Raw genomic sequence first — 16,000 nt, 5'->3', positions numbered from 1 at the left:
CCACTGACCCCCACCGCACGGGTCGGCCAGTGAACCAGCGTGCTGCTACCCGGACAGCGGCTTCTGCGTAGGACTCCGAGAGCCTGACATTGGCCTGCGGCAAGGCCCAGTGACCGGAGGCCCAACCAGGATGGTGGAAAAGAGCCACCTGCTCGTCGGCGTCGATAACGACGAGAGTGGCCATGCGGCGGAATCGAGGACCGGGAAGACCCATGAGGACAGAATCGACGTATGGCCAGACAAATAGCCACCCGGGTGGGCTGAAAGGGCTACAGGGGCGAGTCTCAAGCGACCTGGGTTCTGGCGCTCGCGAAGAGGACGCGGTTCGCGTTGCGCGAGGTATGGGGCGGCTGCGGTGCTGGTGCCGCGCTGGATGACATGCGCCCGGGCCCCCTGCGGCGCGGGCGCATGTCGGACGGGGTTACTGCTGGACGAGGCCCAATGCAGTCTCCTTGTCGAGGCCGCCCCAGCTGTCCGGAGTTCGCCACAGGACGTGGACGCCGAAGACGTCGTGGACGGTGTCGGCCGACCAGTCTTCTACCGGCGGTTCGCACAGGACCAGGTAGAGGCCGGTGGCCGGGACGGGGAGCGTGTGGTTGATCTCGAGGAGGCGGGTCGCTCCGGAGCGGAGGTCCTCATACGTGGAGCGGCCGGCCCCCAGAACCTCGTAGATGAAGAGGCCCTCGCTGGTGACGCAACTGACGTCGACGACCGTGGAGTCGGCCGGCTGCAGGTCCGACCACAACAGGGCCGACTTCAGCGCGTGGCGCACAGCCTCGTGTTTCCTGCATGTACGGTCGGCAGCCGCCGACGTCTCCAGGGCGCGCAGGAAACCCTCCTTCGTGGTCGCTGCCTGTGTGGCGGGGACTTCTTCGACGGCGGTCACGGGTTCGGTTTCCTTCTGCTCGGGTTGATGCGCAGCGCTGGTGGGGGTGTTCTCGAAGTCCAGTTCGGCCGCAGCGGCAAGGCGCGCCTTGAGCGTTTCCCGTGCTTCGGCCAGGGCCTGGGTCCAGCCCGAACTCGCAAGGTTCTCCCGGAGTCGACTCACGTCCGGCGCCTCGTCCTTGAGCGCACGGTTCGTGCTTGCCGCGAGGTCGCGCAGCGCGCTCAGCCGGTGCCTGTCCGGAGAACCGAGCACGCGCCGTACGTCTACCCAGTCCGCCTGGTCGCGGCGGAGGACGCGGTTGGCCATGCCCTGGAGCTCGGAGAGGCGGCTGCGGGCATCCTCCGAAACAGTGCCGCCGTCACCGCTGGTCAGTTCGTCGAGAACGCCGAGCGCCGCAACATAGCGTTCCGCCATCCTGGGCGAGATGGGCAGGCGGCCACGCTGGTCGGCTGTAAGCACGCTCTGGTTCGTCTCGTTGGCGAACACCCAGCAGTCCAGGTCCTCGCCCGGACGCGGGGAAACCGAGCCGTGCCGGACGGTCAGGACCAGCGTGCGGTCGATGGCGGGAGACAGGGCCCTGACCTTGTAGCGGCCGCCGGGCCCAGGGCCGATGACCCGGACCCGGATGTCGGCCCCGATCTCGGGGACGTCACCCGGTGCTGTGTTGGCTTCGGCTTCAGTGGGTGGTGGTTCGGAGGTGTCATCGGTTTTCGTGAGGCTCTCCGGGAGCGGGGAGGTGTGCAGCACGGTCAGGCTTTGCGTGCTGCGGGTGAGGGCGATGTAGAGCTGGCGCAGGCCCGCCGGGCCGCGATCGGCGATGGTGGTGGGCTCGACGACAAGGACGTGGTCGTACTCCATACCCTTGGCCTGGGCCGCGGCCAGTACGAACACCGCCTCGCGGCTCTGGCCGGTGATGTCGGCACTCTGATCCAGGTGGCGGCTGATCTCGTCGAGCCAGCCTGAGTCGTCGGGGACGATGACGGCCACCGAGCGCAGGGTGTGCCCGTCGCTTGTGCCCACTAGGCGAGTGGTCTGGGCGACGGTGTCGTCGAGGAGCTTCCACGGCTCCGTCGACACGGTTCGTACAGCGTCCTCGCCGGCTTCGCGCACGGCCTGTGGGTAGGGCAGCGCGGGGGCGACCGCACGGGCCAGGGGCGCGACGAACTCCATGATCTCGGCGGGCACGCGGTAGCTAGTGTTCAGCTGGGCGACGCGCCAGTCGCCGTGGTCGGAGAGGAGGGTGCCGAGGCGGTCCCAGTCCGTGTACGTGTGGGGCCCGGTGGCCTGGGCGAGGTCGCCGAGGACCGTCATGGAGCCGTTTACCGCGCAGCGGCGACGCAGGGAGCGGGCCTGCATGGGGGTCAGGTCCTGTGCCTCGTCGACGACGATGTGTCCGTAGCGCCGTGGAGTTTCCCCGGTGATGAGGTACCGGAGTTCCTCGAGGCAGACGCGGTCGTCGATGGTCCAGGGGTCGTCGGCGGCGGTGGCCGCCCGGGAGCGGTGCAGGGCGGCCTGCTCCTCATCGGCGAGGATGCCGTCGGCGCACGTGCGCAGCAGGTCCGGCGAGTCGTAGAGGCCCCGGAGCGCTTCCCTGGCGCCCGGTGATGGCCAGACGCGTTCGATGAGGCGCTCGACTTGGCGGTTGCGTTCCAAGTCGCGGCGGATGGTGTCGTCGCCGCGGCGGCGCGGGGCAACGGCCGTGAGCTCTCGCAGAAGGCGGTCGACGAGCAGGCTGCGGAAACGGTCGCGCCGATCACGGTAGGCGCCGTCGCCGCCGCGGACCTCGTCGAGGAGGGTGAGGAGGTCGGAGCGCGGGATGCGAAGGGTCGTGCTGCCTGCCGTGACGGCGAACGCAGCTTCGTCGCCCACGTAGGAGGGGACGCTGGTGAGTGTGTCGAGGGCCTCGGGACGGCACTCGTTCTCGACCCGCCGCCTCAGGACGGCCGCCATACGCTCGTCGGACTTCACCAGCCGCGCCTGCGGGGTGTCGGAACCGAGGATCTCGCCGTCCCACAAGCGGGTCAACTGCACGGCGTTGACGTCGCGGGTGCCGAGAGTGGGCAGGACCTGACCGACGTAGTCGAGGAACCGCGGGTGAGGGCCGACGACGAGAATGTCCTGGGCCTTGAAGTGGTTGTTGTTGACCAGCCACGTCACGCGGTGCAGGCCGACCGCGGACTTGCCGGTGCCTGGGCCGCCCTGCACGACGAGGATGTCGGAGGGTGAACCTGTGACCAGATCCATCTGGTCGCGGCGGATGGTCTCGACAATGTCCCGCATGCTGCCGCTGCGTGAGCGCTGGAGTTCACGCAGGAGGAAGTCGTCGGGCTGCAGCGGCTTCTGGCGCTGGACACGGGTGATGTCGGCAGGTATGGGGACGGGCGGGCGCGGTGTTCCTCCCGCCCGGGTGACGGTGGCGGGTGCCGCGGGCTGGGCCTCCGGCTCGGCGTCCGCCGGCCGCGGCTGCGGAACGGTGGCGGTGATGGCGATCTCGTCGAAGTAGTCCTCGACGAGATTCCGTACACAGCGCAGTTGCCGCCGCAGGAGCACCTCGCCCGGGGCGTCGGGCTGAGCCTCGAACCACTTCTTGGCCAGCGGGCTGGTCCACAGGAGGACCACACGGTCGCTGGTCGCGGGGTCGCTGACGCCACGTCGTCCCACATACCAGGGCTTGTGCTCGTCCTGTACATCGATGCGGCTGATGACCAGGGATTCATTGCCGAGTCCGTCGTATGCCGCGGCCCGCTCCCCGGCCTCGACCCGGTTGGCGATGCTGTCCTTGCCGCTGGCCGAGGCCGAGACGACGGACCCCTCGGTCATTTCGGCCAGCCGCGCGGCGTAGCAGTCATAGGCGCGGTCAACCGCCTTCTGCTCGATGGCGATGGTCTCGTCGCGCGTAACGGTGCCCATGTGTATTCCCCTCCCTTGCAGCACCCGAAGGACGCTGCGACGGGCATACGCCCGTCCCCCGACGGAATAACTATCAGATACCTTCCGATGACAAACAGTCAGAGGGTCAACGCCCCGACCACCTGGCCGACTTCCGTCCGCCAGGTGCGGACCTGGTCGTGCGTGGGGCCGATCTCGTACTGGTGGTAGTGGCATCCCAGGCAGAGGTGCGACCACACGGCGTTGGCGCGGCGCGCGGTCTCCGCCGCGGTGTAGCAGCCCAGGCACAGCATCTTGGCGCGCATCGTGGTGTCGGCGAGCCCTGGCACCGCGGCGTCGAGCACACGGTCGACGGAGATTTCCAGGGCGGTCCGCAGGGCCAGGGAGGCTCCGCGGTGGCGGCCGGCGGCCGTGGCGCCCGTGCGGGCGGCAAGCAACTGGTCGGCCGTCAGCAGGAGTTCCTCGACCGAGGTAGTGGGAGTGCTCATCACGGGGTCGCCTCAGGCTTGCGCACCTTCTGCGCCATGATCTCGATGTCGTCCACGAAACGGTGAGGGTCGGTGATCTGTGCTCCCCCAGCGTGGGCGCCGTCCTGGCACTGCTTGAGGAGGTCCACCGCACGCGGTCCGCAGAGGGTGCGCAGTTCCCGGTAGACGTCGCCGGTCCGCCCAGCGTCGCCGAACAGGGCCAGGGCCGTGACTTTCATGAGCTTGTCGGCGCCGCCGACGGCGGCTTGCAGCGCGTGCTCGGGTGCGCCGGAACGGTGGTGCCGGATCCAGGCGGCCTCAAGGAAGGCGTTTTCCAGGGCGATACGGCACAGGCTGGGCAGCACGTGGGTCCGTGCCGCCGTCGGCAGGTCACTGGTACTGGCGATGGCCCGCGCGTCGTCGAGCGCCTGCCCTACCGGGTCGGTCACCGGCTTGACCTTCACCTTGGACGACTCGGCCCGCTCGACCTCGAACACCGTCACGGGCAGATCCTGGCTGGTGAACGCCCGCTGGAGCCGGGTGTCGTGGGTGAACACGACGACCTGCCGGTGCTCGCCGAGCTCGTGCAGGACCTGGGCGAGTCCGTTGACCTTGGCGGGGTCCATGGACTGTACGGGGTCGTCGATGACGATGAAGCCGAAGGGGCTGTCGGCGGTGGCGGACCGGGGCAGGAACAGAGACAGCGCGAGGGAGTGCTGCTCGCCCTGGCTCATGACGCTGAGAGCCGAGGCCTCCTGGCCGTCGACGGAGACGTCCATGACGAGCTTGCGGACAGTGGCTTTCTCGCTGCCCTTCAGGCTCACGTCCTTGAGGTCGATGTTGCTCTCCTGGCGGAGCCGCTCCCAGATCCGCTGCGACTGGTCGGCAAAGCCTTCCATGCGCTGTTTCCGCAACTCGGCGGCCAGCGCCTTGATCCAGGTGCTCGCCTTCCTGATGTCCCGCAGCCGAGGCTTGTTCGCCTCCACGGCACGGGCTCTCTCCGCCCAGCCCGCCAGGCGGATGACGAGTCCGCGCCAGCGTTCGTCCCGCTTCTCCAGCTCCCTGACGGCGTTCTCCTTGACCGCGGCGCAGGCATCGGCCAGGGGCGCGGCGGCCTCGTGGGCGCGCCGGGCGAGCTCGTCGGGATCGCTGATCGTCCGGCAGGCGGTCCAGGCGCGCCACGGGTCGGCGAGGGCGCCGGGGATCCGCGGGGGCGTGTGAACGAGGTCCTGCACGGCCCGCGCGGCCGACCGGAGTTCGCTGCGCGCGCCCGCGGCTGCCTCCGCCTCCTGCCGCAGTGCGGCGATCTGGGCGATGGCGTCCGCGGCCCATGCCGCGTCCAGCATTCCGTCGGTCCCGCACACGGGGCAGGAGTCAGCGTCGGGGTGACGGTCGTTGTGCGCCACAGCCCGTTCGAGGAGTTCCGCACGCTGCAGGGCGTCCTCGGTGCCGGTGCCGCGCAGGTCCTCGACGTTGGCGAGAGCTCTGCGCAGGCGGTCCACGGTCGTGCGGACCTGCGTCATCTCGGGTCCCCGCACCTCTGCCTCGGCGCGCAGCCGGGCGAGCAGGCCATCGTCCGTGTCGGCGGGCAGACCGGCGATCAGGGCTTCAACGGTCTCGAAGTCGGGCGTTCCCGCCGTGTCGACGGCGACGAGTGCCTGGACCGCACGGTCGTCGTCCTCCAGCTCGTACAGGGCCTCCTTGAGGCCCGGCAGCTCCGCCTTCGCCACCTTGTCCGCGTCTTCGAGCGCCTTGGCCCCCTGGCGGAGCCGGCCGTCGGCGGCGCTGAGCTGCCCCAGGCCGAGGATGGTGGCGATGGAGTCGTACATCTCGGAGGGCTTGCCACTGATCATGCGGTCGAGATCGACGTACGACAGGAAGGGCCGGAAGTCCCGCAGAGCCTGCTTCCAGTCCACCTGGTCGAGGGGTGCGCGGCCGTGTCCTGGCCGCTTGAGCTCGGCCTGGGAGTCGTCGAAGTCGTCGCCCTCCCAGGTGCGGGTGAGTGTGCTGCGGCCGGTGTCGCCCTCGATGGCGAGCTTGACCTCGATCTCCGGCCTGCCGTCGGTGTCGTGGAGGTTGCGCCAGTTGCTGCTGCGCGTCGCGTGCTGCCCCTGCCACCGCATGTTCACGCCGGTGAAGGCCGTCTCGATGCCCTCGGCGATGCTGGACTTGCCGGAACCGTTGCGACCAACGACCAGGTTCACGCCGGGCCGGGGGCTGAGCTTGAGCAAGGCGCGCGGTCCGATGCCGCGGAACCGGGCGGCGGCGACCGACTCGAGGTAGATCCGGCCGACCGTGGAGGTCTCACCGGTCTCGCTGTCGCCCAGTGCCTCCTTCAGGAGCGCCTTCACGGGCTCGGTGAGTGCCACCTCGCCCAGGCGGATCCGCACCAGCTCGGCCACGGACACGGGCTGGTCGGCGGGGGTCGGCTGAGCGGGGTCGGTGGGGTGGTCCGCGTTTCGCTGGGGCTGGTCCGTGACGGTCATGTGCTGTCTCCCGGGGGCCGGATGCTGGTTCGGAGGATGGGCCGGACACCGGCACCCGGTCGGTGAGGACGAGGCCCCCGGCGTTCGCGTCGGGTGGGCGGCGTGGTTCCTCCGTTGTGCGGCGGTGGCGACTGCGGTCGCGCAATCCCCGCTTCCACTCGGAAGCAGAACTAGATAAGCACATCACTGAAAGCATCGTCAAACAGCTTGACGCCCTTGACGGGCGCTGTAATGTGTTTACTGTTCACTACCGACTGGCCCGAGAGGAGCAGCACCCCACGCCATGCCCCAGAAGCCCGCAGCCCAACTGCCCACCTCGGCGCACGTGACCGCCGCCGAGATCTCCCGCGTCGCAGGGGTCACGCGCGCCACCGTCAGCAACTGGCGCCGTCGCCACGACGACTTCCCCGCCCCCAGTGGGGGCACGGAGAGCAGCCCGCTCTACGACCTGACGGCTGTCCAGGCATGGCTGCGGGGGCGCGGGCATACCTCCGCTGCCTCGCCCGCCGAGGAGTTGCGTACGGCGCTGCGTCTGCTCGGGCCCGGCTCGGGTGCGGCGGCGCGGCTGTTCCCGCTGGTGGCGGCCATGTTCCGCCTCACGCCCGGGGAACTGGCCGAACTCGCCAACGCGTCCGACGACCAGTTGATCGCCCGCATGGAGAAGGCCGCGGCCCAGCTCCCCGCGGCTGTGCCCGAGGCCGAGCCGGTCCACTACGGCCCGGACGATGCGGGCACGGTCCGCGCCTTGCTGGGTTGCGTCCGTGAGGCCGGAGCGCAGGCCGCCCTCGATGTCCTCGCTGAGCGCGAGCTGGACGAGGGTGCCGCCAGCGGCGTTTACCAGACCCCAGAGGGCCTGGCTCTGCTCATGGCGCGGCTCCTGCCCGTCGGCGCGGCCCGTGTCCTCGATCCGGCCTGCGGCAGCGGCACTCTCCTGGCCGCCGCTGCTCGGCAGGGCGCACAGGAGCTTTTCGGGCAGGACACGCTCCCGGTCCAGGCCCAGCGCAGCGCGGTCCGGCTCCTGCTCGCCGCACCTGGGGCCGACGTGGCGATCCGCGTCGGCGACAGCCTGCGCAACGACGCCTTCCCTGAGGTCACGGTCGACGCCGTCCTGTCCAACCCGCCTTTCGGCGACCGCGATTGGGGTCACGACGAGCTGGCGTACGACCCGAGGTGGGCGTACGGGGTCCCGCCGCGCTTCGAATCCGAGCTGGCCTGGGTGCAGCACGCCCTCGCGCATCTGGAGGCCGGCGGCCGTGCCGTCATGCTGCTGCCGCCCGCGCTCGCCTTCCGCTCCTCCGGCCGCCGCATCCGCGCCGAGCTCATCCGCAGCGGGGCCCTGCGAGCAGTCATCTCGCTGCCGGCGCGTGCCGCGTATCCGCTCCACATCGGTCTGCAGATCTGGGTGCTCCAGCGCCCCGAGCCGGGTGGCGCGGACCGTACGCCGGTGCTGTTCGTCGATGGCGAGGGCGAGCAGCGGGACGCCACCACGGGAACGCCTGGCGCGACCGTTGCGGCCACGGCCGGCTTCGGCACACGCGGTGGCTCGCGCCCTGGCCGGTCCGGCTCTTCCTCTTCTGCCGCATCCACTTCCTCTGCTTCTACCTTCGACTGGGCGGGGCTGACCGACCGGGTCCTCACCCAGTGGGCCGCGTTCACCACCGCCCCCGACACCTACGCCGACGAGCCCGGCGTCGCCCGCGCGGTGCCGCTCGTTGACCTTCTCGATGACGTCGTCGACGTCACCCCGGCCCGCCATGTGCGGGCGACCGCAGCCGACATCGACCCGGCAGCCCTGGCCCGGCGCGTTCACGAACTGCACGAGCAACTGGCCGAGCAGGTCGCCGCCTTGGCAGCCGCCTCCGAGTCCGGCGGCTGGCGGCCGTCCGGGGCATCAGCCCGTGAGTGGCGTACGGCGACCGTCTCCGACCTGGCGCGCGGCGGGGCCCTGACCGTGCTGCGGGCGGCGACGCCCGGGACGCGAGGTTCCAAGGGCGCCACCACTCCTGCCTCGGACCGGCCGGTCCTCACCGCCCCGGACATCTCAGCCGGGAACCCGCCGTCCGGCGGCGCTGGTGACGTCCACGCGGACGCCACGCAGCCTGTCGCCGCCGGGGACGTCCTCGTACGCGCCGTGGCGGGTGGCGCCGACGCGGCCGCGATGGCCAGGGTCGCGGACGACCAGGACGCCGGAGCCCTGCTCGGTCCGAACGTCCACCTCCTGCGCCCCGACCCGGCCCGTCTCGACCCGTGGTTCCTGGCCGGGTTCCTCGGCGCTGAGGACAACATCGCCGCGGCATCCACCGGTAGCACCTTCGTGCACGTCACGCCGGGCCGCCTGCGCGTACCACTGCTGCCCCTGGAGGAACAACGGCGCTACGGGGAGGCCTTCCGCCGCGTGTACGAGCTGCGCGCGTCCGTCCGTCGAACCGCCGACCTCGCCGCCGACACCGCGGCCACCCTCACCACTGGCCTCACTGCCGGCGTACTCCTGCCACCGGACTCCTCGGGCGCCCGTACCGATTGAAACGCCCCACATGTTCCACCACACACGACCACACTGGATCCCTGCCGTCCCCGCCCGGACGGCGCTCTTCGGAAGGAAGCCGGGACCTCTTGAACAGCAGTAAGCACACGGAGCTGGCGAACCACGCCTGGTCCGTCGCCGATCTTCTGCGCGGCGACTACAAGCAGTCCGACTACGGCAAGGTCATCCTGCCGTTCACCGTGCTGCGCCGCCTGGAATGCGTCCTGGAGCCGACGCGCGAGAAGGTCGTCGAGACCGTCGCCAGGTTCGCGGACCAGGAGATCGACACCGACCACTTCCTGCGCAAGGCCTCGGGTAACTCCTTCTACAACAAGAGCGCCCTCACGCTGCGGAAGATCGCGGCCGACCCGCAGAACGCGGCGAAGAACCTGCAGATCTACGTCGGCGCCTTCTCCGACAACGCCCGCGAGGTCCTCGACAAGTACGAATTCAACCAGCAGGTCAGGAAGTTGGACGGCGCGAACCTCCTCTACCAGGTCATCGGCAAGTTCACCGACCTGGACCTGCACCCCGATGTCGTGCCCAACCACAACATGGGCTACATCTTCGAGGAGTTGATCCGCCGCTTCGCCGAGCAGTCGAACGAGACCGCGGGTGAGCATTTCACCCCGCGCGAGGTCATCAAGCTGATGGTCAACCTACTGGTGGCGCCCGACGCGGACGCCCTCAGCCTGCCCGGTGTCGTGCGCACGGTCATGGACCCGGCCTGCGGCACGGGCGGCATGCTCAGCGCCGCCGACGACCGCATCAAGGCCCTCAACCCGGACGCGACGGTCGAGGTGTACGGGCAGGAGCTCAACCCCGAGTCCTGGGCGATCTGCCGCTCCGACCTCATGATCAAAGGCCAGGACCCGGAGAACATCCGCTTCGGCAACTCCTTCTCCGACGACGGCCACGCCCGCCGCAGGTTCGACTACCTCCTCGCCAACCCGCCGTTCGGCGTGGAGTGGAAGAAGGTCAAGGAGGAGGTCGAGTACGAGCACAAGTCGCTCGGCGACGCCGGCCGCTTCGGCGCGGGCCTGCCGCGCATCAACGACGGCTCGCTGCTCTTCCTCCAACACATGATCTCGAAGATGAAGCCGGTGGACGTGAACGGCGGGGGCGGCTCCCGCATCGCCATCGTCTTCAACGGCTCCCCGCTGTTCACGGGCGCGGCCGAGTCCGGCGAGTCCAACATCCGCCGCTGGATCCTGGAGAACGACTGGCTGGAGGCGATCGTCGCCCTCCCGGACCAGCTCTTCTACAACACCGGCATCTCCACGTACTTCTGGATCCTCACCAACCGCAAGGACGCCGACCACAAGGGCAAGGTCGTCCTGCTGGACGCGCGCGACCAGTGGCAGAAGATGCGCAAGTCGCTCGGCGACAAGCGCAAGGAGCTGGGCGACGGGACGAACGGCCGCCCCGACCACATCGGCGACATCACCCGCCTGTACGCGGAGGCCGTCCAGGTCGCGGGCGACCCGGAGCACGCTCTGCACGGCAAGGTCAAGGTCTTCTGGAACGAGGACTTCGGCTACCAGCGCATCTGTGTCGAACGCCCGCTGAAGCTCCGCTTCGAGGTCACGGAGGAGACGTTGGCGGCGCTGGCGGAGGCCAAGCCGGTGGCCAAACTGGAGTCGAGTGAGGAGTTCGTCGCGGCGGTGCGTACGTTGCTCGGCTCGTCCTGGACGACGAAGTCCGAGGCATTCATCGCCCTCAAGGACGCGGTGGTCGCGGCCGGCCTGACCTGGCCGTCGGGAGCCCCGTTCGCGAAGGCGGTAAGGGAGACGATCGGCGTCCGGGACCCGGAAGGCGAGGTCCAGAAGGTCAAGGTCACCCCGGAGCCGGACGCGGACCTGCGGGACTACGAGAACGTTCCGCTCGGCGAGGACGTCGAGGACTACCTCAAGCGCGAGGTGCTGCCGCACGTTCCGGATGCGTGGATCGACCACACGAAGACGAAGATCGGCTACGAGATCCCGTTCACGCGGCATTTCTACGTGTACAAGCCGCCGAGGCCGCTGGCGGAGATCGACGCGGAGTTGAAGTCGCTGGAGGCGGAGATTCAGGGGCTGTTGGGTGAGGTGACGGAATGAGCACGGGAAGCATCCCTCAGACTATGAACGTTCACAGTTCAGTTGAGTGGCCGGAGACATGGCGGGTTGCCCCCTTGTGGTCACTCTTCGAGCGCATCAAGGATGTGGGGCATCCGAATGAGGAAATGCTGAGCGTCTATCGCGATTTCGGGGTAGTGAGGAAAAGTAGTCGCGGTGACAATTTCAACAAGACGGCTGAGAATCGGGACATCTATCAACTGATCGACGATGGCTGGCTCGTCGTCAACCGGATGAAGGCCTGGCAAGGGTCCGTTGGGATCTCCTCACATCGAGGCATCATCTCAGGGCACTACATCTGTTTTCGTCCGACGCATGACGAAGACTCGGGCTTCTTGGACTGGCTCCTCCGATCCGACGTCTACGCCGCCGAATACCTGAGGTTGTCGCGCGGGGTTCGTCCGAACCAGATCGAGATCGATAACGACGGACTTCGTGTTCTGCCAGTGCGTTTGCCTCCGCTGGAGGAGCAGCGCCGCATCGCCGACTTCCTCGACGCCGAGACCGCCCGCATCGATGCCCTCGCTGCATATCGATACCAGCAGTCTGAACTCTTGGGCGAGCGATTTGAATCACTCGCTAAGTCACTTACAGGTCGGACGGCAATCCGGTCCCACACGCTTCCTGCTGGTTGGTCCACGCAGCAGTTGCGCCGAACGATCACATCGATCAAGACGGGAACGACACCGTCCAGCGACGATACCGAAATCTGGGTGGAGCATACCCAAACCGACACAGTGCCTTGGTACGGGCCATCCAGCATCGGGGCGCTTCTTGGATTGACTCCTTCCCTAAAGCGCCTGCCACGAAGTGCTATCGCGGAGAGAGTCGTTCCAAAATTTCCGAGTGGGAGCGTCTTGGTCATCGGTATCGGGGCAACAGCTGGCAAGGTGGCGTATCTGGATCACGAGGGTACGGGGAACCAGCAAATCACCGCATTGGTCCCAGACGTAGATATGGTGGGTCGCTTCCTGGCGTGGCAACTCTGGGCGGCCACAGACGAGCTTAGGGAACTGGCCCCATATACGACTCTCCCCATCATCAATAACGACTTCCTCAAGAGCTTCCCCATTGCTGTTCCACCTGCCGCCCATCAACAAATCGCTGTTAAACGGCTCGATATGGCTGCATCACGTCTTCGTGCGCTGGAGCGCACTGCACAGCAAGCCACGAGTCTCCTGGCCGAACGCCGCCAAGCCCTGATCACCGCCGCCGTAACCGGCCAGTTCGACGTCTCCACCGCCAGCGGACGCAACGTAACGGATGGAGTCACCGCGTAGCTATGAGCCCCATCCACACGGAGTCCGCCTTCGGCGACGCCATCGTCGCCGCCATGGTCGAGCGTGGCTGGCGCGAAGCCCGCCCGCAGGACTACCGGGCCGATCTCGGCCTGGACACCAACGAGTTGTTCACCTTCATCGGGGCTACCCAGCCCGACGAGTGGAGCGAGCTGCTCACCGTCTACGGCGGTGACCCGAACGAGGCGCAGCGCGGGTTTGGCGGTCGCCTTGACCAGGCCATCGCCAGCAACGGGCTCCTTGATGTCCTCCGCAACGGCGTCAAGGACCGCGGCGTTCTTCTCCGTGTCGCCTACTTCAAGCCGAACCTCGTCGCCCATGACTCCGTGCTCGACGGCTACCGGGCCAACCGCCTCACCGTCGTCCGCGAACTCGTGTACGCGACGAAGCAGGCCGACTGGGGCAACAAGCTCGACCTCACCCTCTTCCTCAACGGAATCCCGGTCGCCACAGCCGAGTTGAAGAACCCGCTGACCAAGCAAGGGGTGGAGCAGGCCAAGGAGCAGTACCGCACCGACCGCGACCCCACCGAGCTGATCTTCACGCGCCGCGTCGTCGCGAACTTCGCCATAGACCCGGACCTGGTCTTCGTCGCCACCCAACTCAAGGGCAAGAACACCCGCTTCTTGCCCTTCAACACCGGCTCCAACGGCCCCGGTCAGCCGGGTGGCGCCGGCAACCCGGCCCCGACCGCCTTCGGTACCTACGCGACCTCCTACCTCTGGGAGCAGGTCTGGCAGCCGGACAACTGGCTTGACCTGCTCCAGCGGTTCGTGCACCTGCACAAGAGCAAGACGCCTGGCGGAGGCACGACGAAGACGATGGTCTTCCCCCGGTTCCAGCAGTGGGACGCGGTCAAGAAACTCACCACGCACGCCGCAACGCACGGCGCGGGCCACGACTACCTGGTCATGGCCTCCGCCGGCTCGGGCAAGTCGAACACCATCGGCTGGCTCGCGCACCGCCTCAGCGACCTGCACACCCCGACCGACCCGCGCGAACTCGACCCCGAGGCCATCGCCAAGGGCCTCAAGCCCGGCGTGCCGGTCTTCGACAAGGTCATCGTCATCACCGACCGCCGCAACCTGGACGCCCAACTCCGCGAAACAGTCGGCAATTTCGAGCAGACCGCAGGCCTCGTCGTGAAGATCGACGAGAAGTACGGGGCGAAGGGCGAGCAACTCGCCAAGGCGCTCTCCCGTGACACCGGGAAGATCGTCACGGTCACCCTGCACTCGTTCCCGGCACTGATCTCGTACATCGAGCGCAACCCCACCGAGATCCGGGGCAGCCACTTCGCGATCATCGTGGACGAGGCGCACTCCTCGCAGTCCGGCGACGCCGCCAAGGACGTACGGGCCGCTCTGCGTGACCTCGGCCTGGACTCCGACTCGGACGACGCGGGCGCGACCACGGTCAAGGCCGAGGCCGCCACCCTCGACGAGCAGCTCAAGAAGAGGGCCGAGCAGCGTTCCCGCGCCGCGAACCTCTCCTATTTCGCGTTCACCGCCACGCCGAAGGCCAAGACCCTCGAACTCTTCGGCATGCTCCAGGACATCGACGGCAAGGCGACCTACCGGCCCTTCCACACGTACTCCATGCGGCAGGCGATCGAGGAGGGCTTCATCCTCGACCCGCTGCGCAACTACGTCACGTACAGCACGTACTGGAAGCTGGTGAACCAGAACCCCGACGAGCGGGAGGTTGACCAGTCGAAGGCGAACGGCCTGCTCGCCCGGTACGCGGTGACCCATGACACGACGGTCGCCCAGCACGCCCAGGTGATCGTCGAGCACTTCGTGGCGCACAGCCGGGGCCGTCTCGGCGGGCGGGCCAAGTCTATGGTGGTCACCGCCTCCCGGCAGTCCGCCGTACAGATGGCGCGCGCGATCAAGAGCTACATCAAGGACCGGGATTACGACACCAAGTACCCCGACCTGGGTGTCCTCGTCGCCTTCTCCGGCCCGCTCACCGTCGACGGCGAGGAGACCACCGAGCCGAAGGAGAACGGCGGGCTGTCGGAGAGCGCGCTGCCGAAGGCGTTCGCGTACACGCGTGCCGATGACAAGGCCGCTCGAGCCGGCGGTGCGGGCCAGCGTGAGTACAGGATCCTCGTCGTGGCGGAGAAGTACCAGACCGGGTTCGACCAGCCGCTGCTGACGACGATGTACGTCAACAAGACGCTGACCGGCATCTCCGCCGTCCAGACCCTGTCCCGGCTGAACCGGACCGCCGAGCGCAAGACCCAGGCGGACCTGGCGGTCCTGGACTTCGTCAACGACGCCGACGACATACAGGAGTCCTTCCGCCCGTACTTCGAGGAGGCGAACACCCTCCCCTCCGACCCCAACCTGCTCTACACCGCGCAGAGCCGGGTCATGCAGGCGCCGATCCTGTCCGGGCAGGAGATGGACGAGTTCGCCGCCGCGTACTTCGCCGCCAAGGAGAAGGCGGCGGGCTCACAGTCCAAGTGGGAGAAGCTGCACGCCGAGCTGTACCGGCTGCTTTCGCCCGCCGTCGCTCGTTTCACGCCCCTGCTCGAAAGCGAGGACGAGGACGACCAGGAGACGGCGGAGGGTTTCCGCGCCGACCTCAACGACTACGTCAGGAAGTACGGCTTCCTCGCGCAGATCGTCCCCTACAGGGACGCCGAGCTTGAGCGGCTGCACCTCTACGGCCGCTACCTCCTCAACCGGCTGCCGCGCCGCGCGGACGGCGGCGTGGACATAGGCGAGGTCGACCTCAGCCATATGCGGGTGGAGAAGACCGGCGAGTACGACGTCTCCCTCACCGCCGAGGGGCCGACGACGATGCAGGGCTTCGGCGACGGCTCGGGCGGCGCGAAGGAAGCGGAGAAGTCGCTGCTCTCGCAGCTGATCGACAAGTTCAACGAACGCTTCGGCACCGAGTTCACCGAGCAGGACGTCATCCGCCCGTTCGAGGAGGCCAAGGCCGACCCGAAGGTGCGGGCGGCGGCCGTCGTCAACGACGAGGACAACTTCGGCCTCGTCTTCGACAACGTCTTCGCGGACAAGATGGCCGACCACATCGACACCATCGCGGGCATGGGCCGCCAGTACTTCGGCCCCGATAAGGGCTTCAAGTCCAGCCTGGACCGCAGCGCCCGCAAGGCCGCCTGGCGGATGATCCGCCGCGAGGAGGGCTTGGACGACGACGTCTGATGCGTACGCCCCGGCTGGATATGCCGGCCGGGGCACCCTTCGGCCTTCGCTCTCGATTCGTCTCCGGCCTGACGGCCGTGGGTGATCTGGTGGATGCCCCTGGCGATCGTCAGTTCACCGGCTGACAGCGGCCGTAACCGAATACGCGAGC

Annotated in this window: 7 protein-coding genes; 4 read left to right on the top strand and 3 right to left on the bottom strand. The window is 68.3% G+C overall.

Annotated elements, in window-relative coordinates:
• Positions 1–421: 421 nt before the first annotated feature.
• From PV734_RS29050 to PV734_RS29040, 3 genes are all read right to left on the bottom strand, one after another.
• Positions 422–3,796: a HelD family protein gene (locus PV734_RS29050; protein WP_319292637.1), complete on the bottom strand. Its 3,375-nt coding sequence runs from the start codon at positions 3,794–3,796 to the stop codon at positions 422–424.
• 98 nt (positions 3,797–3,894) lie between these two features.
• Positions 3,895–4,263: a hypothetical protein gene (locus tag PV734_RS29045; protein ID WP_319292635.1), complete on the bottom strand. Its 369-nt coding sequence runs from the start codon at positions 4,261–4,263 to the stop codon at positions 3,895–3,897.
• The gene (locus PV734_RS29040; protein WP_319292633.1) at positions 4,263–6,728 is read right to left on the bottom strand and encodes an AAA family ATPase; all 2,466 of its coding nucleotides are present in this window, start codon (positions 6,726–6,728) and stop codon (positions 4,263–4,265) included. Before PV734_RS29040 ends, PV734_RS29045 begins: the two co-directional genes overlap by 1 nt.
• Before the next feature lie 283 nt (positions 6,729–7,011).
• On the opposite strand from PV734_RS29040, the gene PV734_RS29035 reads away from it, so the two are divergent.
• The 4 genes from PV734_RS29035 (at position 7,012) to PV734_RS29020 (ending at position 15,849) form a co-directional block, all read left to right on the top strand.
• Entirely contained in the window at positions 7,012–9,252 is a 2,241-nt protein-coding gene (locus tag PV734_RS29035; protein WP_319292631.1) for an N-6 DNA methylase, read from the top strand.
• An 89-nt stretch (positions 9,253–9,341) separates the two neighbouring features.
• Positions 9,342–11,351, top strand: a complete 2,010-nt coding sequence (locus PV734_RS29030) for a class I SAM-dependent DNA methyltransferase (protein ID WP_319292629.1) — start codon at positions 9,342–9,344, stop codon at positions 11,349–11,351.
• On the top strand, positions 11,348–12,649 hold the full coding sequence (locus PV734_RS29025) for a restriction endonuclease subunit S (RefSeq protein ID WP_319292627.1): 1,302 nt from the start codon (positions 11,348–11,350) through the stop codon (positions 12,647–12,649). The genes PV734_RS29030 and PV734_RS29025 overlap by 4 nt, the downstream gene beginning before the upstream one ends.
• 2 nt (positions 12,650–12,651) lie before the next feature.
• A complete protein-coding gene (locus PV734_RS29020; protein ID WP_319292625.1) occupies positions 12,652–15,849 on the top strand; it encodes a type I restriction endonuclease subunit R in 3,198 nt (1,065 codons plus the stop codon).
• The last annotated feature ends 151 nt before the right edge of the window (positions 15,850–16,000 follow it).

Source organism: Streptomyces sp. AK08-02, assembly GCF_033795085.1.
GTDB lineage: Bacteria > Actinomycetota > Actinomycetes > Streptomycetales > Streptomycetaceae > Streptomyces > Streptomyces echiniscabiei.
The sequence above is the reverse complement of the archived record's forward strand: the minus strand, read 5'-3'. Positions and strand labels throughout refer to the sequence as shown.

Coding starts and splice junctions, on each gene's coding strand:
- PV734_RS29050 (WP_319292637.1), bottom strand. CDS start 3,796: ATGGGCACCGTTACGCGCGACGAGACCATCGCCATCGAGCAGAAGGCG.
- PV734_RS29045 (WP_319292635.1), bottom strand. CDS start 4,263: ATGAGCACTCCCACTACCTCGGTCGAGGAACTCCTGCTGACGGCCGAC.
- PV734_RS29040 (WP_319292633.1), bottom strand. CDS start 6,728: ATGACCGTCACGGACCAGCCCCAGCGAAACGCGGACCACCCCACCGAC.
- PV734_RS29035 (WP_319292631.1), top strand. CDS start 7,012: ATGCCCCAGAAGCCCGCAGCCCAACTGCCCACCTCGGCGCACGTGACC.
- PV734_RS29025 (WP_319292627.1), top strand. CDS start 11,348: ATGAGCACGGGAAGCATCCCTCAGACTATGAACGTTCACAGTTCAGTT.
- PV734_RS29020 (WP_319292625.1), top strand. CDS start 12,652: ATGAGCCCCATCCACACGGAGTCCGCCTTCGGCGACGCCATCGTCGCC.